We start from the raw sequence: 20,932 nt of genomic DNA, 5'->3' as shown, positions 1-20,932 counted from the left end.
GGCATGCCCCACCCTTCCCTGCTTCTCCTCGCCGCCCTGTTCGCCGCCCTGTTCCTCGCCAACCCGGCGCTGGCGCAGACGCCGGCCGAGCGTGCCTCGCGCCAGTTGAACCAGGAGACGCAGCGGGATCGCGTGGTGGACCGGGCCGAGGCGGCGCGGGAGGCCCCGGCGGTGGTGCCCCCGGCCCAGGTCCTGCCGCTGGAGTCGGACCGCAGCTCGCTCCGGCCGGATGTAGGACGGCCGGAGGAAGCGGGACGGATCGGCACCGGCAATGCCGGCATGCAGCCGGGGCTCAACCAGAACACGCAGCGGTAGCGCGGCGGTTACCCCGCGACCTCCACCACCGCCTCCAGCCCCAGCACCGCGCCGAGCTGTTCCACCCGCCGCAGCACGCTCTCCCCGGCGAAGACGCCGGTGCCCTCGGCCAGGCGCAGCACCAGCCGGCTGCCCTGCCGTTCCAGCCGCGTGCCGGCCAGCAGGGCCGGCGTGCCGCCGCAGAGCGTATAGGCCAGCCGCAGCGCCGCCCCCAGCGCCTCCGCCCGGCGGAAGGTCGGCACATCCAGCAGCGCCCGGGTCGGGGCGAGATAGGGCGCGACCGGCTCCGCCTCATACCGCAGGGCGGCGCAGAGGCCGAGGAAGGCCCGCGCATGGTGGTCGAGCCCGGCGCCATGCTGGCGCAGCACCCGCAGGAAGGCCTGTTCCGCCCGGTATTCCGGGTGGTCGTGGCTGCCGATATCGGAGACCCAGCAGGCCGATTCCCGCAGCGCCCGGGTCGCCGGATCCTGTTCGGGGAAGATAGGGTCGGTCCAGGCGATCAGCGCCGGCGGCAGTTGCGGGTCACGGCCCCAGGCGGTGGCCAGTTCGCGCGCCGCGGCCAGCATCGGGTCCTCCGCCCGGACCTCCGCGGGCAGCAGGCGGGAATACCAGCCCTCGCGCAGCCCGTTCGCCGAGAAGACCACCCGCGCCGCGCCCGTCGCCCGCAGCAGGCGGCGCATGGCGACGGCGGCGAAAGGCATGTCGCCCAGCCGCTTCTGCGGCGCGCCCGGCATCCGCTCCAGCACTCGCCGGGAAGCGGCCATGACGACGCCGGCAAGGTCCCGCGCCTCCTCCCGCCGCAGCACGTAGTGGTGGACGATCGCCAGCGGATAGCCGGTCTGCGCCATATGCATCCGCGCCAGGGCCCGCCAGGCGCCGCCGACCAGATAGAGGTCGCGCCCGCCGCCCTCGGCCAACCAGGAATGTTTGGCGAGTTCCGCCTCGGCGATGGCCCGCGCCCGGGCCACCTCGCCGCCGGCGCGCTCGGCCAGGCGGATGGCGCCGATCGGGAGGGAGGCGGCGCGCATCACCCGGCCCTCCGTCAGCCGCACCACCTCCAGGCTGCCGCCGCCGAGATCGCCGAGGATGCCATCCGCCCCAGGGAAGCCGAGCAGCACGCCATCGGCCGACAGCCTCGCCTCCTCCTCCCCGGTCAGGATGCGGATGCGGAGGCCGGGAATCCTCTCCTGCATGGCGGCGACGAAGGCGGGGCCGTTTTCCGCATCGCGCACCGCGGCTGTCGCCACCACCTCCAGCGGGTCGGCATGCATGGCATGCGCCACGGCATGGTAGCGCGTCAGCACGGTCAGCGCGGGGCCGATGGCGTCGTCGTTCAGCCGGCCGGTCGTCTGCAGCCCCCGGCCGAGCCCAAGCACGGCCTTCTCGTTGAAGATCGCCTGCGGGTTCCGCCCCCGCCCCTCGAAGACGACAAGGCGGACGGAATTCGATCCAAGATCGACGACGCCGCAACGGGGCGCGAGGGGGATGGAACGGATATCGGGCACGCGGTCAGTCCTGGGCGATGCGGTCGGGGCGTGGCTTGCGCGCCGCCGCGCGGGCGCTGCGCTGCAAGGCGCTGCCCCGGCCCGAGAGGGAGGGGTTGGTCATGAAATACTCATGCGCCGAGACCGGTTGCACCCCGCGGGCGAGGCGGCGCCAAGCGCCGTCCGCATTCAGCTCCCAGCTCTGCGCCGTGTCCTTCAGGTTCACCACCATGATCTGGTCGAGGATCTGGGCATGCACGGTCGGATTCTCGACCGGCACCATGGTCTCGACCCGCCAGTCCATGTTGCGCGCCATCCAATCGGCCGAGGAGATGAACACCCGCGCCCGGCGCGAGGGCATCCGGTGGCCATTGCCAAAGGCATAGATGCGGGAGTGTTCGAGGAAACGGCCGACGATGGACTTCACCCGGATATTCTCCGAAAGGCCGGGAACGCCGGGACGCAGGCAGCAGATGCCGCGCACGACGCAATCCACCTTCACGCCGGCGCGAGACGCGGCGTAGAGCGCGTCGATCAGCTGCTCATCGACCAAGCTGTTCATCTTCAGCCAGATGCCGGCCGGCTTCCCCTCCTCGGCGAAGCGCCGCTCCTGCTCGATCAGGCCGAGCAGGGTCGGGCGGATGGTCAGCGGGGCGAAGGCCAGCCCCTCCATCCGGTCCGGCCGGGCATAGCCGGTCATGTAATTAAACAGGCGCGCCGCATCGCCGGTCAGCGCTGGGTCGGCGGTGAAGAAGGAGAGGTCGGTATAGATGCGCGCCGTGATCGGGTGGTAGTTGCCGGTCCCGAAATGCGCGTAGGAGCGGAGCGCCCCAGCCTCCCGCCGCACCACCAGCGACATCTTGGCATGCGTCTTCAGCTCGACGAAGCCGAAGACGACCTGGACGCCGGCCGCCTCCAGCTCCCGCGCGAGGGCGATGTTCCGCTCCTCGTCGAACCGGGCCTTGATCTCGACGATGCCGGTGACGTTCTTGCCTGCCTCCGCCGCCTCGATCAGGGCGCGGGCGATCGGGCTGTCGCGGCTGGTACGGTAGAGGGTCTGCTTGATGGCGACCACATTCGGGTCCCGCGCCGCCTGGCGGAGGAACTGCACCACCACGTCGAAGCTCTCATAGGGGTGGTGGACGACGATGTCCTTGGCGCGGATGGCGGCGAAGCAGTCCCCGCCGTAGTCCAGGATCCGCTCCGGGAAGCGCGGCGTATAGGGGGTGAAGAGCAGGTCCGGCCGGTCGTCCACGATCAGCTGACGCAGGTCATCAAGACCGAGCAGCCCGTCCACCACGAAGACGCCGCTGCGTTCGGCATCCAGCTCCTCGATCACGAAATCGACGATATCGGACGGCGTCGCCGAGGTGACGGAGAGGCGGATGGCGCGGCCGCGTCGGCGGCGCTTCAGTGCCGTCTCGTAGCTGCGGACCAGATCCTCGGCCTCTTCCTCGAATTCCACATCGGTGTCGCGGATCAGGCGGAACAGCCCGTGCTCGGCCGGGATGAAGCCGGGGAAGACGCGGCGTAGGCTGAGCTCGATCAGATCCTCGAGCAGCAGGAAGCGGATCGCCGTCTCGCCCTCGACCTTCGGCAGGCGGATGAAGCGCTCGGTCTGCGAGGGCAGCGGCAGCAGGGCGCGCATCGTCCCGCCATCCTCCTCCCGCACCAGCTTCAGGACCATGCAGGCGGCGAGATTCTGGATGAAGGGGAAGGGATGCGCCGGGTCCACCGCCAGCGGCGTGAGCACCGGGAAGACCCGTTCCATGAACCAGCCGTCCAGCCAATTGCGGTCTGCCTCGGTCAGCTCCTCGATCCCGCAGACGACGAGTCCCGCCTCCCGCAACAGGGCGCGGAGCTGCCGCCATTCCGCCTGCTGCGCCTCGATCAGCACCTCCGCCCGGTCATGGATGGCGGCCAGCTGTTGCGGGGGCGTGCGGCCATCCGGCGAGCGGCTGGTGATGCCCGCCCGTTCCTGGCCGATCAGCCCGGCGACCCGGACCGAATAGAATTCGTCGAGATTGGCGGCTGAGATGGCGACGAAGCGCAGCCGCTCCAGCAGCGGGTGCCCGGTATTGCCCGCCTCCTCCAACACCCGTGTGTTGAAGTCGAGCCAGGACAGCTCGCGGTTGATGAAGCGGTCCGGAGCGTGCTCCAGGCCGGTGTCGGTCGGGGTGCGGGTCTCGGCGAGGCTCATGCGGCCACCCTACAGCAGGCTTGGGGGCCCCGGGCAGTCTGGCTCCGCCAATGCCATGGATTCGTCATCCGAACCGAAGCCCGGCAATTCGGCCAGCACCGACCGCGCCAGGGCGCGGGTCACCCGTCCGCCGGCCGCCAGCGCGGCCCGATCCAGCCGCGCCGCCGCCTCGGCCACCGCCGCCGCCTCACGTGGCAGGCGCGCCAGCAGCCAGGCCTGCACCCCTTCCTCCACCCGCAGCTGGCGGCGGGCGAAGTCCCGCCGCAGCAGGGCGGCCAGCAGCGCATCCCCGGGCGGGCGGATGCCGACCGCGGGCATGGCACGCAGCCGGCTGCGGAGATCGGGCAGCGCCACCGGCCAGCGCGCCGGCGCCTCCCGCCCTGCGAGCAGCACCAGCTGGCCGCGCTCGGCGCAGAGATTCAGCAGGTGCAGCAGCGCCCGCTCCTCCGCCGCGCAATCGGCATCGTCGAGGCCGAGGCCGGGGCCGGGCGGCACCTCCGGCAGGCCGCGGAGGCTCGGCCCTTCCAACACCGGCCAGCCGCGCGCCGCTGCCAGGCCTTGCAGCATATGCGTCTTGCCGGTGGCGGCCGGGCCGAACAGGGCGAGCCGCCCCTGCGGCCAACCCTCCGGCCGGCGCAGCCAGGCCAGCGCCTCGGCATTGCTGGCATCGGTCAGCAGCGCGTTGAGTTCGTAGCGGTGGATCGGCGGCAGGGGCAGGATGAGCTGCCGGCCGGCGGGGGCGGCCTCGATCATCACCCGGTGCGCGGCGGGTCGAGATAGAGGGGGCTTTCGATGTAGCGGCGCAGCCAGTAGCGGGCGATGACGCCGATCACCGCCGCCAGCGGCACCGCCAGCAGCACGCCGAGGAAGCCGAAGGCGACACCGCCGGCGAAGAGGGCGAAGATCACCCAGACCGCATGCAGCTCCACCCGGTCGCCGAGCAGCCGCGGATAGATCACATAGCCCTCGATCACCTGGCCGGCGACGAAGATGCCGAGCACCAGCAGCACCCCGTTCCAGGTGCCGTATTGCGCCAGCGCCAGGGCCAGCGCGGTGATGAGGCCGGTGATGGAGCCGATATAGGGGATGAAGGAGAGGATGCCGGACATCAGCCCGACGCTCAGCCCCAGTTCAAGGCCCGCCGCCGAGAGTGCCGCGGCATAGTAGACGCAGAGCAGGGCGCAGCAGAGCAGCTGCCCGCGCAGCCAGGCCGAGAGCACCCGGTCGGTGTCGCGGGCGAGCTGACGGAGCGTCGCCGCCGAGCGGCGCGGCAGCCAGGCATCGATGCGGCGGATCATCCGCGGCCAGTCGCGCAGCATGTAGAAGGCGACGACCGGCGTGACCGTCACCAGCGTGAAGACGCTAAAGAGGGCAATGCCGCCGCTGATCATCCGCGCCAGCGAGGTGCCGAGATAGGAGATGATCGCCCCCGCCTGCCCCACCGCCAGATCCTGCAGCCGCTGGTCGAAGACATCCGGGCCGAGCCGTTCCGAAAGCGCGTTCAGCGCATCCCGCACCGCTTGGCCGATGCCGAGCACATAGCTCGGCAGGCGCTGGAGCAGCACGGTGACCTGCGCGATCAGCAGCGGATAGAGCAGCAGCACGCCGAGCAGGGCGAGCGCCACCAGCGCCAGGATCATCAGCAGGGCGGAGAAGCCGCGCGGGATGCCGATCCGGGTCAGCCGCGTCGCCGGCGGGTCGAGGAAATAGGCGATGACCGCGGCCAGCACGAAGGGCGTCAGGATCGGCGCGAAGATCCAGAAGGCGAAGGCCAACCCGCCCACCACGCCGCCGGCCAGCGCTGCCCGCTGCGCCCGGGTGGAGACCGGTGGCGGGACACGCGGGCGCGGGGCAGCCGGCAGGCTGCCCTCGGGCCGGGCCGGGATGGGCGGCTGCGGCGGCATCTGGTTCACCGCTCCGGCCCTGGGTGATGCGTCCAGTGCAGGGTCGAGACCACATAGGCGATGCCGGAGGCGAGCGTCGTCACCGCCACCGCCCAGATCATCGCCCAGAGCAGCCCACCCATCGCCAGGCCGAAGCCGGCGATCAGCAGCGCCAGGGCCGCCAGCGCGATCTGCAGGCAGGTATTCAGCTTCGAGACCAGGAGCGGGCGGATTCGTGGCGGCTGGCCGAGCACCCAGAGCACCAGCACCCCGCCCACGATCAGCAGGTCGCGGAACACCACCATCAGGGCGAGCCAGTCCGGCAGTTCCCCGATCCCGGCCAGGGTCACATAGACCGAGACGAGCAGCGCCTTGTCCGCCACCGGATCCAGCATGGCGCCGAGTGCGCTCCGGGCATTGGTCACCCGGGCGAGCCAGCCATCGATGCCGTCCGAGATGCCGGCGCCGACGAAGACATAGAAGGCGAGGTCCAGCCGGTGATGCAGGATCAGCCAGATCGTGGCCGGCACGGCGCAGAGCCGCGCCAGGGTGATGAGATTCGGCAGGGTGACGAGCACATGCGGCGGCGCCGGCTCGGGCGAGCCGATGGACTCCCCCCTCGGGGCATCCCGGTCCTCAGCCCCCGGCAAGGCCCAGCCGCCAGGACGGGCCCGCCGCTTCCAGCGCGATGCCGAGCGCGGCGAGCGCCGCCGCGGCCTCGGCCGGCGGCGCGCGCAGCCCGATCCGCAGCCGCGCGGCATCCACCGCGATGCCCTGGATATCGACCGAGGCGACCGGGGATGCGCCCCGGAGCCGCCTCTGGAGTTCGAGCCATTCACCCATGGAGCGATAGATGGCGACGGCCTCCAGCCAATTCGAGGCCGGGGCGCCGGCGGCGACCGGCGGCGGCGCCGCCCCTGGCACGTTCACGCTGCCGCCCAGCGCCGACCGCACCCGGTTGGGGTCGAAGACCACGGTGATGCGGCCGCTGTAGCGGGTCGGTGAGGGTCGTTCCTGCTCGATGGTGATGGAGCGGACCATGTCCTCGATCCGCTGGTCGGAGAGGTTGGTCAGCGGCAGCCCCGCTTCCGACAGGGCCCGCTCCCAGGCGGCGCGGCGGCCCGCGGCCAGCGCCCTCTCCCGCGCCAGCACGCCGTTCTCGGCCGTCGCCTCGGCCGGGACGCCGCGCTGGACCAAGTTGATCGGCGGCGCCTCGGCCGCCAGCGGCAAGGGGGCTTGCGCGGCGGCTGGCACGGCGCCAAGCAGCCATGCGAGGAAGGCCATGCCGCAACCCGAGCGCCCGACGCTGCCCAGCATTCCGCCGATCTCCTGCCTGTTCCGTGATGGCCAGGCGGGACGCGCCGGCCAAGGCGCGCTAGAACGCCGCGAACTCCCCTTAGCCGATCGGAGGCCGACCTGACCAGTTCCCCCCAGACCAGCCTGACCTACCGTGATGCCGGGGTGGATATCGATGCCGGCGATGCGCTGGTCGAGGCGATCAAGCCGATGGCCAAGTCCACCAACCGGGCCGGCACCATGGGCGGCCTCGGCGGCTTCGGCGCGCTGTTCGACCTGAAGGCGGCCGGATTCGCCGACCCGGTGCTGGTCAGTTCCACCGATGGCGTCGGCACCAAGTTGCGCGTCGCCCTCGATGCCGGGCTGCATGGCACGGTCGGCATCGACCTGGTCGCCATGTGCGTGAACGACCTGGTGGTGCAGGGCGCCGAGCCGCTGTTCTTCCTCGACTATTTCGCGACCGGCAAGCTCCGGCTGGAGCAGGCACGGTCGGTGATCTCCGGCATCGCCGAGGGCTGCCGCCAGGCCGGCTGCGCGCTCGTCGGCGGCGAGACGGCGGAGATGCCGGGGATGTATGCCGCCGAGGATTACGACCTCGCCGGCTTCTCGGTCGGTGCCGCCGAGCGTGGGGCGCTGCTGCCGCGACCGGATGTGGGCCCTGGCGACGTGCTGCTCGGCCTCGGCAGCGCCGGGGTGCATTCCAACGGCTTCTCCCTGGTGCGGCGCGTGGTCGCGGCGGGCGGGATCGGGCTCGATGCCCCCTCCCCCTTCGGCGGCGGGACGCTGGGCGAGGCGCTGCTGGCGCCGACGCGAATCTATGTGAAGTCGCTGCTCGCCCTGCACCGGGCCGGGCTGCTGAAGGCGGCAGCGCATATCACCGGCGGCGGGCTGCCGGGCAACCTGCCGCGCGTGCTGCCGGGAGGCGTCGCGGCGGTGGTCGATGCCGGGGCCTGGACCGTGCCGCCCGTCTTCGGCTGGCTGGCTCGCACCGGCAATGTCGCTCCGGAGGAGATGCTGCGCGTCTTCAATTGCGGGATCGGCATGGTGGTGGTGGTCGCGCCAGAGGCGGTGGCCGAGGCGACCGCCCTGCTGGAGGGCACCGGCGAGACGGTCTTCCGCATCGGCAGGCTGGAGGCCGGCAGCGGCGAGGCGCAGGTGCGGATCGACAACCTGCCGGAGTCCTGGCCACGGTGAGACGCCGGACCGCCATCCTGATCTCCGGCCGCGGCTCCAACATGGTGGCGCTGCTGGAGGCGGCGCGCGCCGCGGACTTCCCGGCCGAGATCGCCCTGGTGCTGTCCAACCGGGCGGATGCGGGCGGGCTGGCGCTGGCGGCCGCGGCCGGGGTGCCGACCGCGGTGGTCGAGAGCCGCCCCTTCGGCCGCGACCGCGCCGCGCATGAGGCAGCGGTGCAGGTGGCGCTGGAGGCGCATGGGATCGAGCTGATCTGCCTCGCCGGCTATATGCGGCTGCTGACGCCCTACCTCGTCGGGCGTTGGGCCGGGCGGATGCTGAATATCCATCCGAGCCTGCTGCCGGCCTTCCCAGGGCTCGATACGCATGCGCGGGCGCTTGCCGCCGGGGCGCGGCTGCATGGCTGCACGGTGCATTGGGTGACCGAGGAGATGGATGCCGGCCCGATCCTGGCCCAGGCGGCGGTGCCGGTGCTGCCGGAGGATACCGAGGAAAGCCTCGGCGCCCGGGTGCTGACGCAGGAGCACCGGATCTATCCGGCGGCGCTGCGGCTGGCGGCCGGGGGAGAGGTGAGCTGGCCGCCTGGCTCGGCCGTGCTCGCCAACCCCTTGCCGAGCCCGTTGCCGCTTTCTACACCCCAAACCCAGAGTGCATGAGGACCGGACCGTGGCCGAACATCAGCAGCATTACGACTTCGCGGCGACCGACAACCAGCAGTTGCTGGCCGAGCGGCAGGCGAGCTGGGACGGCTTCGTGCAGGTTGCCACCTGGACCATCGTGGCCACGGTGCTGCTCCTGCTCGGGCTGCTGGTCTTCGTCGCCTAGGGTAGCAGGGCCGGCCCAGAGCATGATCGCCGAAGGCTGGAACGGCCAAAGGCGTGAATCATGCGACCCAACAAAAGCTTAGACCATGATCCGCGGTCCTTGAATCGCGGATCATGGTCCAGCGGCCGGCTCCTATCGCCTCAGCCGACGATTTCGGTGCCGGCGAAGAAGAAGGCGATCTCCGTCGCGGCATTCTCGGCGCTGTCCGAGCCATGCACGCTGTTCGCCTCGATGCTCTCGGCGAATTCCTTGCGGATGGTGCCCGGCGCGGCATTGGCCGGGTTGGTGGCGCCCATGATCTCGCGGTTCTTGGCCACCGCGTTCTCGCCTTCCAGCACCTGCACCACCACCGGGCCGCTGATCATGAAGCTGACCAGGTCCTTGTAGAAGGGCCGCTCCTTATGGACGGCGTAGAAGGCGCCGGCCTGGGCCTCGCTGAGCTGCAGGCGCTTCTGGCCGACGATGCGGAGGCCCGCTTCCTCGAACTTGGCGTTGATCTTGCCGGTCAGGTTCCGGCGGGTGGCATCCGGCTTGATGATGGAAAGCGTGCGCTCGACGGCCATGGTGGCATCCCTTCGTGACGGTGGCGGCGGGATAGGCGGGCGACGGCGCGGATGCAAGCCCAACCCGGCCCCCTGCCCTGCGTTGGCCCCTCTGGAACAGGAGCATCACGGCATGGCCCAGGACGACGCACCCAAGAAACCCCATATCCCCCGCCCGCCCAGCCAGGCCGATATCGACCTCGTGAGCAGCCAGCAGGGCATGGTCTCCGACGAATGGACCGGTGAGCCGGCCCCGAAGCCGCCCTCCCCGCCCGAGGCGGAAACCGAGGGCCAGCCCAGCTAGCGGCGATGCGTGACGGAGGGCCGGGGCGGCGGTAGAAGGCGCGCATGACCGTGCTCGCCATTCGCGACCTCACCCTCCGCATCGCCGGCCGCGCCCTGCTGGAGGCCGCCGACCTCGCCGTCGATCCTGGCCGCAAGGTCGGGCTGGTCGGCCGCAACGGTGCTGGCAAGTCCACCCTGCTGAAGGCGATCACCGGCGAGATCCAGCCGGATGGCGGGGAGATCCGCCTCGCCCAGCGGGCCCGGATGGGCCATGTGGCGCAGGAGGCGCCGGGTGGCCCTGAGAGCCTGCTGGAAACGGTGCTGGCCGCCGATACCGAACGGGCCGCGCTGCTGGCCGAGGCCGAGAGCCATCCCGAGCCGCACCGCATGGCCGAGATCCATGAGCGGCTGATCGCCATTCAGGCCGATAGCGCGCCCTCCCGCGCCGCGACCATCCTGGCGGGCCTCGGCTTCGATGCCGCGGCGCAGGAGCGGCCGAGCACCGAATTCTCCGGCGGCTGGCGGATGCGCGTGGCTCTCGCCCGGGTGTTGTTCCTGGAGCCGGACCTGCTGCTGCTCGACGAGCCGACCAACCATCTCGACCTCGAGGCGACGATGTGGCTGGAGGGCTGGCTGCAGCGCTTCTCCGGCGCCGCCATCATCGTCAGCCATGACCGCGGCCTGCTGGAACGCTGCGTCGACGCCATCGCCCATCTCGACCGCGGCAAGCTGACGCTCTACCCGGGCGCCTTCGACAATTTCGTCCGCGTCCGCGCCGAGCGCCAGGCGCAGCAGGCGGCGATGAACGAGAAGCTCGCGGCCGAACGGGCGCATATCCAGAGCTTCATCGACCGCTTCCGCGCCAAGGCGAGCAAGGCCCGCCAGGCGCAGTCGCGCATCAAGGCGCTGGAGCGGATGCCGGCGATCGAGAGCGTGGTCGAGGACCACGCCACGCGCTTCTCCTTCCCCGAGCCGGTCGAGCTGGCGCCGCCCGTGCTCTCCATCTCCGGCGGCAGCATCGGCTATGACGGGCGCGTGGTGCTGCGTGGCCTCGACCTCCGGCTCGACCAGGACGACCGCATCGCCCTGCTCGGCGCCAACGGCAACGGCAAGTCCACGCTGGCGAAGCTGTTCGCCGGGCGGCTGAGCCTCATGGGCGGGCGGGAATTCCGCTCCCCCAAGCTGAAGATCGGCTATTTCGCCCAGCACCAGACGGACGAGCTCGACATGGAGGGCACGCCGCTCTCCCATATGCAGGCGGCGATGCCGCGCGCGACCGTCACCCAATGCCGCTCGCAGCTCGCCCGCTTCGGCCTCGATGTGGAGCGGGCGACGACGAAGATTTCTGCGTGTTCGGGTGGCGAGAAGGCGCGGCTGCTGCTCGCCCTCTGCACGCGGGAGGCGCCGCAGCTCCTCATCCTCGACGAGCCGACCAACCATCTCGACATCGATGCCCGCGATGCGCTGGTGAAGGCGCTGGCGGACTACAACGGCGCCGTCATCCTCATCAGCCACGACCCGCATCTGGTGGAACTGGTGGCGGATCGGCTCTGGCTGGTCGGCGACGGCAAGGTGACGCCCTTCGACGGTGACCTCGACGATTACCGCGCCCTGCTCGGCGGCGGAAAGCGGGCCTCGCGGAGCGAGCCAGCCTCGGCGCCACGCCAGTCGGAGCGGCGCGGCCGGGCCGAGAACCGCACCGCCCTCGCCCCGCTGAAGGAACGCCTGAAGCAGATCGAGGCGCAGATCGCCCGGCTGGAGGACGAGGCCAAGGTGATCGACAAGGCCCTGGCCGATCCCCGCCTCTATGCCAACAACAAGACGGAGCTGATCAATCGCGCCACCGCCCGCCGCGCAGCCATCGGCAAGATCCTGCCGGGGCTCGAGGCGGAGTGGCTGGAGCTGCAGGAGAAGGTGGAGGCGGCCTGACTACAGCCGCTCCACCGCCGTCAGCAGGCAGCCCGGCCGGGCGGTGTGGATGTTGACGAAGCGTGTGCGCGGATCAGCGAGCGCCCGGTCCAGCAGCGGTGCGACCTCACCTCCGGCGCTGATCGCTCCCAGATCGTAGAGGCACAGCTCCGCCGCGTCATAGGCGCGGACGGAGACGATGGGATTGGCCAGGACGATGGGCGCGATCTCGTCCTCGGCCACGAAGCGCGCGCAGTCGCGGACATGGAGAAAGATCGGGCTCGGCGTCCAATAGACGCCCTGCGGATGCGGCAGGGCATAGCTGCCGAGCAGCATCTCCTCGCCCGGCTCGCCGAGGCCCAGGCAATGGCGGCAGGGGAAGCCCGGCCCGTCCACGGTGCGGCGATGCAGCGCCTCGCCGCGGTCGTCCTGGCCGGTGGCACGCCAGCGGGCAGCGGTCTCGGTGGGGATGGGCGTGCAACGGAACCGGGTCATGCGGGCCTCCTTCCCCACATCCTCGGTCCCGGCAAAGCTCCGCGCCTTCCGGTCGTTGCTCTCGCATCCGCGACCCTGGGGCGGCTTGTCGCTCCCGCACCATCCATTTCGCAAATCATCGGTATGCACCACGCGCATTGGCCAAGCGGAGCCATGCGGTCCATCTATCCCCCCGACGGCAGCACACGAGGCTGCCCCACAAGAAAAGGACTAGATGATGTTCCGCACTCTTCTTCTTGCCTCCGTGATCGGCCTTGGCGCGACGGGCGCTGTTCTGGCCCAGGAAGGCCCGGTTCTGGTCGGCGGCAATGGCGGTGGCGGCCCCGAGGTGGTCTATCCGTCCGTTCCGACCAACAATATTCTCGGTGGCGCCCAGGTCTCCATCAGCGGCGGCGCGCAGAACCGCACCTATACTTATGGCGCGGTGAACAGCTTCCCGGCCCAGGCCGGCACCATCGTCGGCGGCAATGCCGGCGGCGGCCCGGAGGTGGTTTATAACCTCCAGCCGCAGGCTAGCGGCCTGGCCAGCCTCGGCGTCGGCGCCCCGCGCAGCTGAGGCTGACGCCCCTTCGCACTCCCCCCTGCGAAGGGGCTGCCCGAACCCGGGGAGGTCCGCCTCCCCGGGTTCGTCGTATCTGGAGCATTTTCAAGTCCGGCGTGTACGCCAGACGGCTCGGAAAATGCGACCAAACAACAAGCTAGACCCCGTTCACCTGCGCAATGCGCAGGTGAACGGGGTCTAGCGGTAGATTCCGATCTCCGGCTCGGCCCCCGCCCTGAGGGTGCCGCGATACATCCCCGCCGTGCCGAAGGCGATGCCGGGCCGGCCTTCCGCATCCACCGCGATCAGCCCGCCGCTGCCGCCCCGCGCCGGCACCAATTCCTCCGCCACCAGCCGCGCCGCCGCCTCCACCCCCAGGCCGCGATGCCGCATCAGGGCCGAGAGCTCATGCGCCGCGGCACAGCGGATGAAGGCCTCGCCGACGCCGGTGCAGCTCACCGCGACCGTGCCATCGGCCCAGGTGCCGGCCCCGATCAGCGGGCTGTCGCCGACGCGGCCTGCGCGCTTATTGGTCATCCCGCCGGTCGAGGTCGCGGCCGCCAGCCGCCCCGCCGAATCGCGCGCCACGGCGCCGACCGTGCCCATGCGCGAGGGCATGTCGTGGTCGAGCGCCACGCGCTGCGCCGCCCGCGCCGCGTCGAGCTGCGCCCGGCGATGCTCGGTCCGGAAATACTCGGGCGGCGCCAGCTCCAGCCCCTCCCCGGCGGCGAAGTCATCCGCGGCGGCGCCGATCAGCAGCACATGCGGCGTCCGCTCCATCACCACCCGCGCCGCCCCGATCGGGTTGCGGATGCGCTGTACGCCCGCGACGGCGCCGGCCCGGCCCTCCGTCCCGTCCATCACCGCCGCGTCCATCTCGATCGTGCCGGCCGCGGTGAAGGTCGCGCCGCGCCCGGCATTGAAGAGAGGGCAATCCTCCAGCACCCGCACCGCGGCCTCCACCGCATCGAGCGCGGCGCCGCCCCCGGCCAGCACCGCGCCGCCGGCCGCCAGCGCCTCGGCGAGCGCCGCACGGTGCTCGGCCTCGCGGCCGGGCGACATCTCCTCGCGCCGGATGGTGCCGGCGCCGCCATGGATCAGCAGGGTAAAGCTCATGCCTTGGGTCCCTGGATGGCGGCGGCCTGGGCGGGATCCCAGAACCAGGGCGGGTCCGGCAGCACATGCGCGCCGGCATGGAAGCGTGGCGGCGGCCGGAACCGGTCGGTGCCCGCCAGAACGGCGGCGCCCCGCGGCGTCGGCCGCAGCGGATTCTCGCGCATGAGCAGGCGGTTGGGGCCCTGGCGCAGCCGGCCGATCACCTCCCGCACGATCAGGTCGGTGACATGGAAGACGCGGTCGGAGTTGCGGAGGATGCGGAACACCGCCCCCTCCTCGACGGCCCCCTCGGCGATGGCGCGCAGCACGCGCCGCTCCGTCTCGCCGAGTCCATCCGTCGTCCAGGGCAGGTCGCGCAGATGCCTGCGCAGCGCGGCGGCGAGGAAGGGCAAGGCCAGCTCCCGTCGGCTGAAAGCATCCAGCCCCCGCGGATCGGGCGAAGCAAAGGCAGCCCAGGCTTCGGCCGCCTGTTCGATCTGCAGATCCGAGAGCGGCACCGGCTGCAACGCCGCGAGTTCGGCATCGGTCAGCTCGGGGAAAGTGCGCTCTCCATCGGCCGGCATCAGATGCAGCTTGCCGCGGAGGAGGCGCTTCTCGGCCAACAGGGACAGGATGCGGATCAGCGCCGCCTGGTCCCAGAGATCATGCTCGAACCAGAACCAGACTGCTTCGCGCCGGTGCAGCCCATTCAACGCGGCATATTCGCGGCCGAGCCGCAGCCGCACCGCGGCGGGATCCTGCGAGGCATGCAGCGCGACATAGCGCGCCCGCATTCCAAGCCAAGCCATCAGGTCGCCATCATCCTGCGCCGGGCCGACACAGACCGGATCGGCGAAGCAGAGATACTCGCCGGCGATGCCGGCGCTTTGCAAGCGGCTGCGCAGATCATCCCCGCAGCGCAGGTTCAGCAGCGGCGTCACCGCCGGCCGGATCCTTGCCATGCTGGCACGATCCCGGATTTCCCGCCGCCCAGCCTGCAGGCCATGCCTCGCCTCCACTCCCATGCCGGCTTGCGGGCCGATCTTTACGAAGCATGCGATGGAAGTCCCACCCTGCGCCACCCCCTTTGCCACATCGGCAATGATGCTGGCGCGAGGCGATGCTCAGTCCATGCGGAGGCCGAGCTTGCGGATGATCGCGCTCTCCTCCGCATAGGTCTTCATGGCGAAGGCGGCGTAGTCCTCGCTGTTCATGTAGCGCAGCGGCATGTCGAACCGGTCGAGCGTCTCGACATGCTTGGGCTCGAACAGCGCTTCCTTGAAGGCGTCGTGCAGCACCCGCACCACGCCGGGATCGATGCCCTTCGGCGCGCCGAGGCCGAAGGGGCTGTCGGCGACGATATCGATGCCGACCTCGCGCAGGGTCGGCACATCAGGGAAGCGCTTGGCCCGCTCGGCGGTCCAGACCACCAGCAGCCGCAGCTTCCCCTCCTGCACCAGCGGTGCCCAGCCGGTGCTGTCGCTGTTTGCCACCGTCTGGCCCGAGAGTACGGCCTGGATATTGTCTGCGCCGCCGCGGAAGGGCACGTGCAGCCATTCGATGCCCAGCATCTCGCCGATGCGTTCCATCGTGATGTGCAGCGTGCTGCCGACGCCGGGCGTGCCATAGGTGACCTTGCCGGGATTGGCCTTGGCATAGGCGGTGAATTCGCCCCAGGTCTTCCAGGGCTGGTCGGCGCGGACCACCACGCCGAAGACATAGCCGGTGAGGTGGAGGATCCAGCTGAAATCCTTCGCCGGGTCGAAGGTCGGGCGGCGGGACATGGCCGGCAGGCGGAAGACCGTGATTGGTATCTGCCCGACCATATGGCCGTCGCCCCTGGTCTCCTGCGCCATGGTCAGCGCGCCGAGCGTGCCGGAGGCGCCCGGCTTATTCTCCACCACCACTGGCTGGCCGAGCTTCTGGCCCGCCAGCTCGCTCAGCACCCGCAGATGCACGTCGGAGGAACCGCCCGGCAGCCAGGGCACCAGCATGCGGATCGGCCGGTTGGGAAAGCCGGACTGGGCGATGGCGGGGGCGGCCAGCGGGCTCGCCAGGGGTGCGAGGAGCAGGCTGCGGCGGCGGATGGGCATGGCGTCTCTCCCGGTTCGGCCCTTCGGGGCCGGCTTGGCGCCATGGTCGCGGCTGCCGAGCGGCGGCGCAAGCAGGGGCGCCGCCCTCGGGCTTCGCGGAAGGGCTAGATTGCCCGGAAGAAATACTCGCCGAGCGTCTTGAACCCGACCCGAAACAGGATGACCGTATTTGCCGCATAGAGCGACTCGGTCGTCGGATCCTGGGCGAAGCGCTTGATGAAGCGCCCTTCGAAGATGAAGCACTCGTCCTCATAGCCGGCGGCGCCCTGCAGCAGCACCGCGCGGCCGAGGCCGAGATCGTATTTGCCGCTGGCCGTAACGCGCCAGTAATCGCCGATGCGGGCCGTGAAGCCGAGCCCGACCTCATCGCGCGAGCGGACCGGAGCGGTCAGGTAGGGCAGCGGCGGCGAGTAGAGATAGCCGGCAGAGACTGTCACCCGGCCAAGGCCGAGATTGGCGGTGGTATCCACCATGCGCCGGTCGGTCGGGCGTTCTCCATCCAGCCGGATGCGGCCGATCGTGTCGAACCAGGTGGTCGGCGCGACACGCAGCCGGGCGACATAGTCCGAGGCGCGACGGTCGAGGCCCGAGCCGACATAGGGGCTGGAGATCTGGTCATCCAGCCGGAAGGACCGCCCGACCAGGCCCTCGATCTGTCCGCCATTCGGGAAGTCCCAGGCGCCGCGCAGCGCGGCATCGACCCGCGTGCCGCCTTCCTGCCGGTCCCGCCCGGTATAGCGGTTGAGGGCGAAGAGGTTGGCATCGGTGAATTCGAAATCGACGCTGTCCTCGTTCGGCACCTTGTATTGCGGCCCGACCCGCGGGCCGGTGACGAGCTGGACCCGCGGTTCGATGGTCTGGCTGCCCCAGCTTCCGGCATTGCGGACGAAGGGCATGCGCCAATCCACCGCGGCGCGGACATTGCCGACCGCCTGGCTGCCATTGGCGGCCGGCAGATAGGTCGGCGGCTCCTGCAGGCCCTGCGCCCGATAGCCGATGCCATCGGCCTGCACCTTGAATGTCCAGAGTCCGCCGAGGCGGTCCGTCTCCGGCCGCTGCCAGGAGACACGGCTGGAGAGGCGTTGGGTGGAGCTGCCGATATCGCGGCTGATGCCGAGCAGCCCGGCATCCATGGTCAGGAAGCCGCCGAGATACTTGCCGCGCGGCGCATGCTCGACCACGGCATTGGGCAGGACATAGGGAATCTGCCGCGTATCGTCGATCGTCCGCAGGCCCTGATAGGCGCGGCCGTCGATCCGGGCATAGGTGGTCGTGTCCCAGAGGCCCTCGACATAGGCCTGGCTGGTCAGCACCCGGCGGTATTCGTAGCGGAAGGTGCGCAGATACTGCTCGGAGCTGGCGCGGTTCAGGTCGAAGCCGGCGCGCCAGTGCTCGTCGATGGTGAAGCGGCCCTTGAGGAAGATATGCCCCGCCAGTTCCCGCTTGCCGCCGGTATCGGTGCCGTTCAGCCCGCCGATCGAGGCATTGCCCAGGATCTCGCCGAAATTGAACAGCTTCCGGTATTCCAGGCCGAGATTGGGAATCTGCCGCGAGGAGAGGATCGGGATGACCGTCAGGTCGGAACTGTCGTCGATCGCCCAGAAATAGGGCGTCTCCGCGAAGGCACCGAGGAAGCGCGTGTAGCCGAGCGTGGGGAACAGAAAGCCCGAAGCGCGCGGTGCGCTCGGATCGGGATGCGAGAGATAGGGCGTATAGAGCACCGGCCAGCCGCCGAGGCGGACGGTGGCGTCGCGATAGGTGATGCGCTGCTCGTTCTTGTCCTGCGTCGCGCGGCGCGCCTCGACTTGCCAAAGCGGCGGCGCGGTCGGGTCGTCGGCGCAGAGGTCGCAGGAGGAATAGACCACCCGCGACAGCTCGTTGATCGTGCCGCCGGTGCGGCGGGCGCCATTCGCCGCCATCTTGCCATTCGCCGCCAGCAGGGCCCGGACCCCTTCCAGCACGCCGTCGCGGAAGCGGTCCTTCAGCTCCGCCTCATCGGCGAACATCACCGATCCGTCCGGCTCCAGCAGCTGGACATGGCCGCGGGCGGTGGCGACGCCGGTATTGCGGTCATAGGTGAATTCATCGGCGCGCAGCAGCCGCTCGCCCTGCCAGGCCTCGACCCGGCCGCGGGCGATGACGAGCCCCTTCTCGCGGTCGTATTCGACCTCCTCGGCCGTGAAAGTCACCGGGGCATTGCGGTCCACCGAGGGACCGCCGCCACCGGCAGCGCCACCGAAGGGCTGCACCATGGTGCTGCTCTCCGGCGTGACCAGGGAGCGGGTGAGGCCGGAATCGAGCGGCGTCACCGTCGGCTGTTCCATCTGCGCCCGGCCGGCCCCGGGCACGAGGGCCAGGGCACCGAGGACGGCCATAGCCGGCAGCCGGGTGCGGTCGCTCATCCATCCTCCAGGTGCAACAGCAGGGCGAGGGCCAGCAACAGGCCGGCAATGGTCGGGGCCCAGGCGGCGAGATAGACCGGCAGCGTCCCGGCCTCGCCGAATTCATTGGCGATCTTATCGAGCACGAACAGCGCGAAGCCGGCGGCGACGCCAGCCCCGATCATCTGCGCCACCCCGCCGCGGCGGGAGGAGCGCATGGAAAAGCCCGCCGCCAGCAGCGCCATGGCCGCCGCCAGCATCGGCAGCGACAACAGGCTTTGCAGGTGCAGCCGGTGGCGCACGGCGGAAAAGCCCGCGGCCTCCAGCACCGCGATGAAGCCGGGCAGCGACCATACCGAGAGCGTGTCGGGCGAGGCGAAGCTGTTCTCGATCCGGTCGGGGGTCAGCTCGGTCGGGAAGGTCAGGGTCTGCTTCGGCCCGGCGGTGCGGTCGGCATTGAAGGTCACCGCATCCTCCAGCACCCAGCGGCCGGGCAACAGGCGCGCCTCGGGCGCCTCGATCCGGGCCAGGGGCCGGTCCGCCGCCGAGAGCCGCCAGAGGCTGACATCGGCCAGGGCAAATCCCGCCTCCCGCCCTGCCCCGCCCGGCGGGAGCGGCCGGCCGGAGAGGATGGCGACCCCCTGCTCCTCCAGCCCCCGATCCGCCTGGCGCAGCCAGAGCCGTCCGCCGGCGAGCGCGGTGAGGCCGGCGCTGGCGCGCAGATAGGCGTAGTCCAGCCGCTCCGCCCGGGCCAGCATGGCCGAGGAGAGCGGCGAGATGGCCGCCGTGCCGAGCCCACCGAACAGCAGCGCCACCAGCACCGGCCCGGAGAGGAACCCCCAGGCCGAGATGCCCGCCGCCCGCGCCACCACCAGTTCCGAGGAGCGGGTCAGCCGCCAGAAGGCCAGCAGCCCGCCGAGCAGGATGGCGAAGGGCAGGATCTGCAAGGCGACGAAGGGCAGCCGCAGGCCGGCGATGGTCGCCACCAGGGCGAAGCCGGCATCCGGCCGGGTCGCGGCGCGGCGCAGCAATTCGATGAAGTCGAAGAGGGAGACCAGCAGGGTCAGCCCGGCCAGCATGGCGAAGGTGGCGCCGAAGAAGCGCCGCGCCACATAGCGCGTGAGGGTCGCGGCCAGCATCATGGCGTGGCGGCCCCGCGCGACCGGCGCAGCAGCCCGCCCTGCGGCCAGCCCGGCATCCCGGACAGCACCCAGCAGGAGACGAGGCCCGGCGCCAGCACGTTCAGCCAGACCAGCGGGATCAGCCGTGGATCCCGCGCCGCCAGGTTGCCGGCCGTCAGCCCGATCGCCAGCAGCACGACCACCACCATGATGCCGGTGAAGAGCCGGAGGCTGCCGCCATGCCGGCGGAACTGCCCGGTCAGCGCCGTCGCCAGCGCGACCAGCCCGAAGGAGAGGGCGTTCAGCGGCCCGGCCAGGCGCTGATGCGCCTCGGCGATGAAGCGCCGCAGGTCGCGTTCCGGAATCCGTTCGGCCGGATCGGGATGCAGCAGCTCGTCCAGGGTCCGCTCCTGCGCATTGCGATAGCGGCTATCGGTCTCGCCACGGGAGGTGCGGGCGAGGTCGACGCTGTTCTCGCGGAAGGAGAGGACCGTGAGGCGGGTGGTCGGCGCGGTCCCGGGCGGCGCGCCCTGCGGCGGCGGCACCTTCTCCACCTGCTGGCGCTGGCCGTTCTCCAGCGTCACCCGCGGCCCGTTGGGGCCCGGGGTGATGCGCCCGGCCTCGGCCAGGATGGTGACCGGGGCGCCCGGCTCCCGCGCGTCATGCACGAGGATTCCCCGCAGCGTCCCGTCCCGGTCGCGGTAGCGGGCATAGACCGTCAGGTCGTCGCCGACCGAGCTGAACACCCCCTCCTGCAGCAGGATGGCGGCAAGCTGGTTGCGGATCTCGAATTGCCAGGCTCGGAAGGAGGCCTGGCTGGCCGGCACCACCCAGAGGTTCAGCACGTAGCAGACCAGCACCGAGAGGGTCGCCAGCGCCAGGGCCGGCCGCGCCAGCCGCCATTGCGACAGGCCGGCGGCGCGCATCACCACCAGTTCCCGGTCGGTGGAGAGCCGGACATAGACGAAGAGGGTCACGACGAAGGTCGTGATCGGCAGGATCACCGCGAAGAAGCTGGGCAGCAGCAGCCCGGTCAGCTCGACGAAGACAAGGAAGGACAGGCCGCGATCGAGCACCAGCTCGATGAAGCGCAGCGACTGCGTCAGCCAGACAAGCGCCGCCAGGCCGATGGTGACGGCGAGCAAGGCGACGGCCAGTTGCCGGAACATGTAACGGTCGAGGCGGCTCATCACCAGGTCATGCGGAAGCGGGGGCGCACCCTACCCGCTGGCGGGGCCCGGGGCAAAGCCGGAGCGTTGGGAGAACGGCCCCTG

Annotated in this window: 21 protein-coding genes; 7 read left to right on the top strand and 14 right to left on the bottom strand. The window is 70.9% G+C overall.

The annotated features are described in order from the left end of the window. Positions 1-3 precede the first annotated feature (3 nt). Entirely contained in the window at positions 4-315 is a 312-nt protein-coding gene (locus tag JMJ55_RS00730) for a hypothetical protein (protein WP_202823573.1), read from the top strand. 8 nt (positions 316-323) lie between these two features. On the opposite strand, the gene JMJ55_RS00725 is transcribed toward JMJ55_RS00730, so the two are convergent. The 6 genes from JMJ55_RS00725 to JMJ55_RS30780 are packed head-to-tail and all read right to left on the bottom strand — an operon-like array spanning position 324 to position 7,199. Further along, positions 324-1,820 carry a Ppx/GppA phosphatase family protein gene (locus tag JMJ55_RS00725; RefSeq protein ID WP_202823572.1) on the bottom strand — a complete coding sequence of 499 codons (1,497 nt, stop codon included), beginning with the start codon at positions 1,818-1,820 and terminating at the stop codon, positions 324-326. Positions 1,821-1,824: 4 nt separating this feature from the next. Beyond that, positions 1,825-3,999: an RNA degradosome polyphosphate kinase gene (locus tag JMJ55_RS00720; protein WP_202823571.1), complete on the bottom strand. Its 2,175-nt coding sequence runs from the start codon at positions 3,997-3,999 to the stop codon at positions 1,825-1,827. Positions 4,000-4,008: 9 nt separating this feature from the next. Then, positions 4,009-4,752 (bottom strand): P-loop NTPase family protein, encoded by a 744-nt coding sequence (locus JMJ55_RS00715; protein WP_202823570.1) that lies wholly within the window; start codon positions 4,750-4,752, stop codon positions 4,009-4,011. Beyond that, complete coding sequence (locus tag JMJ55_RS00710; RefSeq protein ID WP_202823569.1) at positions 4,752-5,903, bottom strand: AI-2E family transporter; 1,152 nt, start codon at positions 5,901-5,903, stop codon at positions 4,752-4,754. The genes JMJ55_RS00715 and JMJ55_RS00710 overlap by 1 nt, the downstream gene beginning before the upstream one ends. Positions 5,904-5,908: 5 nt before the next feature. Further along, positions 5,909-6,532 (bottom strand): CDP-alcohol phosphatidyltransferase family protein, encoded by a 624-nt coding sequence (locus JMJ55_RS00705; protein ID WP_236033304.1) that lies wholly within the window; start codon positions 6,530-6,532, stop codon positions 5,909-5,911. Next, a complete protein-coding gene (locus tag JMJ55_RS30780) occupies positions 6,519-7,199 on the bottom strand; it encodes a hypothetical protein (protein ID WP_236033303.1) in 681 nt (226 codons plus the stop codon). The genes JMJ55_RS00705 and JMJ55_RS30780 overlap by 14 nt, the downstream gene beginning before the upstream one ends. A gap of 99 nt (positions 7,200-7,298) precedes the next feature. Between JMJ55_RS30780 and purM the strand changes: the two genes are divergently transcribed. From purM to JMJ55_RS00690, 3 genes are read left to right on the top strand one after another with little or no spacing between them, the layout of a single operon-like run. Continuing rightward, on the top strand, positions 7,299-8,372 hold the full coding sequence (gene purM, locus JMJ55_RS00700) for a phosphoribosylformylglycinamidine cyclo-ligase (RefSeq protein ID WP_202824303.1): 1,074 nt from the start codon (positions 7,299-7,301) through the stop codon (positions 8,370-8,372). Then, a complete protein-coding gene (gene purN, locus JMJ55_RS00695; RefSeq protein WP_202823567.1) occupies positions 8,369-9,028 on the top strand; it encodes a phosphoribosylglycinamide formyltransferase in 660 nt (219 codons plus the stop codon). Before purM ends, purN begins: the two co-directional genes overlap by 4 nt. Before the next feature lie 10 nt (positions 9,029-9,038). Beyond that, positions 9,039-9,197 (top strand): hypothetical protein, encoded by a 159-nt coding sequence (locus tag JMJ55_RS00690; RefSeq protein WP_202823566.1) that lies wholly within the window; start codon positions 9,039-9,041, stop codon positions 9,195-9,197. Between the two features lie 140 nt (positions 9,198-9,337). Here JMJ55_RS00690 and ndk read toward each other — a convergent pair whose 3' ends face one another. Then, positions 9,338-9,760 carry a nucleoside-diphosphate kinase gene (gene ndk, locus JMJ55_RS00685; protein WP_202823565.1) on the bottom strand — a complete coding sequence of 141 codons (423 nt, stop codon included), beginning with the start codon at positions 9,758-9,760 and terminating at the stop codon, positions 9,338-9,340. Between the two features lie 112 nt (positions 9,761-9,872). Here ndk and JMJ55_RS00680 point away from each other — a divergent pair, with 112 nt between their 5' ends. Both JMJ55_RS00680 and JMJ55_RS00675 read left to right on the top strand, forming a co-directional pair. Beyond that, the gene (locus tag JMJ55_RS00680; protein ID WP_202823564.1) at positions 9,873-10,043 is read left to right on the top strand and encodes a hypothetical protein; all 171 of its coding nucleotides are present in this window, start codon (positions 9,873-9,875) and stop codon (positions 10,041-10,043) included. Positions 10,044-10,087: 44 nt separating this feature from the next. Next, positions 10,088-11,953: an ABC-F family ATP-binding cassette domain-containing protein gene (locus JMJ55_RS00675; protein WP_202823563.1), complete on the top strand. Its 1,866-nt coding sequence runs from the start codon at positions 10,088-10,090 to the stop codon at positions 11,951-11,953. On the opposite strand, the gene JMJ55_RS00670 is transcribed toward JMJ55_RS00675, so the two are convergent. Next, on the bottom strand, positions 11,954-12,427 hold the full coding sequence (locus JMJ55_RS00670) for a DUF1203 domain-containing protein (RefSeq protein ID WP_202823562.1): 474 nt from the start codon (positions 12,425-12,427) through the stop codon (positions 11,954-11,956). A gap of 214 nt (positions 12,428-12,641) precedes the next feature. Between JMJ55_RS00670 and JMJ55_RS00665 the strand changes: the two genes are divergently transcribed. Continuing rightward, positions 12,642-12,983 carry a hypothetical protein gene (locus JMJ55_RS00665; protein ID WP_202823561.1) on the top strand — a complete coding sequence of 114 codons (342 nt, stop codon included), beginning with the start codon at positions 12,642-12,644 and terminating at the stop codon, positions 12,981-12,983. Positions 12,984-13,166: 183 nt separating this feature from the next. Here JMJ55_RS00665 and JMJ55_RS00660 read toward each other — a convergent pair whose 3' ends face one another. The 6 genes from JMJ55_RS00660 to lptF all read right to left on the bottom strand — a co-directional run bounded on the left by JMJ55_RS00660 (position 13,167) and on the right by lptF (position 20,848). Next, positions 13,167-14,084, bottom strand: coding sequence for an isoaspartyl peptidase/L-asparaginase family protein (locus tag JMJ55_RS00660; RefSeq protein WP_202823560.1), 918 nt, complete (start codon positions 14,082-14,084; stop codon positions 13,167-13,169). Next, positions 14,081-15,025 (bottom strand): DUF1835 domain-containing protein, encoded by a 945-nt coding sequence (locus tag JMJ55_RS00655; protein WP_202823559.1) that lies wholly within the window; start codon positions 15,023-15,025, stop codon positions 14,081-14,083. Before JMJ55_RS00655 ends, JMJ55_RS00660 begins: the two co-directional genes overlap by 4 nt. A 162-nt stretch (positions 15,026-15,187) precedes the next feature. Continuing rightward, on the bottom strand, positions 15,188-16,156 hold the full coding sequence (locus tag JMJ55_RS00650; RefSeq protein ID WP_202823558.1) for a tripartite tricarboxylate transporter substrate binding protein: 969 nt from the start codon (positions 16,154-16,156) through the stop codon (positions 15,188-15,190). Positions 16,157-16,260: 104 nt separating this feature from the next. After that, the gene (locus JMJ55_RS00645) at positions 16,261-18,558 is read right to left on the bottom strand and encodes an LPS-assembly protein LptD (RefSeq protein ID WP_236033302.1); all 2,298 of its coding nucleotides are present in this window, start codon (positions 18,556-18,558) and stop codon (positions 16,261-16,263) included. Further along, entirely contained in the window at positions 18,555-19,679 is a 1,125-nt protein-coding gene (lptG, locus tag JMJ55_RS00640; protein WP_202823557.1) for an LPS export ABC transporter permease LptG, read from the bottom strand. Before lptG ends, JMJ55_RS00645 begins: the two co-directional genes overlap by 4 nt. Continuing rightward, on the bottom strand, positions 19,676-20,848 hold the full coding sequence (gene lptF / locus JMJ55_RS00635) for an LPS export ABC transporter permease LptF (protein WP_202823556.1): 1,173 nt from the start codon (positions 20,846-20,848) through the stop codon (positions 19,676-19,678). The genes lptG and lptF overlap by 4 nt, the downstream gene beginning before the upstream one ends. Positions 20,849-20,932: the final 84 nt, after the last annotated feature.

Origin of the sequence: Belnapia mucosa, from assembly GCF_016775475.1 — a bacterium.
GTDB lineage: Bacteria > Pseudomonadota > Alphaproteobacteria > Acetobacterales > Acetobacteraceae > Belnapia > Belnapia mucosa.
Note: the sequence above shows the minus strand (reverse complement) of the source record. Positions and strands in the feature narration are given on the sequence as shown.

Coding starts and splice junctions, on each gene's coding strand:
- JMJ55_RS00715 (WP_202823570.1), bottom strand. CDS start 4,752: ATGATCGAGGCCGCCCCCGCCGGCCGGCAGCTCATCCTGCCCCTGCCG.
- JMJ55_RS00645 (WP_236033302.1), bottom strand. CDS start 18,558: ATGAGCGACCGCACCCGGCTGCCGGCTATGGCCGTCCTCGGTGCCCTG.
- JMJ55_RS00720 (WP_202823571.1), bottom strand. CDS start 3,999: ATGAGCCTCGCCGAGACCCGCACCCCGACCGACACCGGCCTGGAGCAC.
- JMJ55_RS00665 (WP_202823561.1), top strand. CDS start 12,642: ATGATGTTCCGCACTCTTCTTCTTGCCTCCGTGATCGGCCTTGGCGCG.
- lptF (WP_202823556.1), bottom strand. CDS start 20,848: ATGAGCCGCCTCGACCGTTACATGTTCCGGCAACTGGCCGTCGCCTTG.
- JMJ55_RS30780 (WP_236033303.1), bottom strand. CDS start 7,199: ATGCTGGGCAGCGTCGGGCGCTCGGGTTGCGGCATGGCCTTCCTCGCA.
- JMJ55_RS00680 (WP_202823564.1), top strand. CDS start 9,873: ATGGCCCAGGACGACGCACCCAAGAAACCCCATATCCCCCGCCCGCCC.
- JMJ55_RS00675 (WP_202823563.1), top strand. CDS start 10,088: ATGACCGTGCTCGCCATTCGCGACCTCACCCTCCGCATCGCCGGCCGC.
- ndk (WP_202823565.1), bottom strand. CDS start 9,760: ATGGCCGTCGAGCGCACGCTTTCCATCATCAAGCCGGATGCCACCCGC.
- JMJ55_RS00670 (WP_202823562.1), bottom strand. CDS start 12,427: ATGACCCGGTTCCGTTGCACGCCCATCCCCACCGAGACCGCTGCCCGC.
- JMJ55_RS00710 (WP_202823569.1), bottom strand. CDS start 5,903: ATGCCGCCGCAGCCGCCCATCCCGGCCCGGCCCGAGGGCAGCCTGCCG.
- JMJ55_RS00730 (WP_202823573.1), top strand. CDS start 4: ATGCCCCACCCTTCCCTGCTTCTCCTCGCCGCCCTGTTCGCCGCCCTG.
- JMJ55_RS00660 (WP_202823560.1), bottom strand. CDS start 14,084: ATGAGCTTTACCCTGCTGATCCATGGCGGCGCCGGCACCATCCGGCGC.
- JMJ55_RS00655 (WP_202823559.1), bottom strand. CDS start 15,025: ATGGCAAGGATCCGGCCGGCGGTGACGCCGCTGCTGAACCTGCGCTGC.
- lptG (WP_202823557.1), bottom strand. CDS start 19,679: ATGATGCTGGCCGCGACCCTCACGCGCTATGTGGCGCGGCGCTTCTTC.
- JMJ55_RS00650 (WP_202823558.1), bottom strand. CDS start 16,156: ATGCCCATCCGCCGCCGCAGCCTGCTCCTCGCACCCCTGGCGAGCCCG.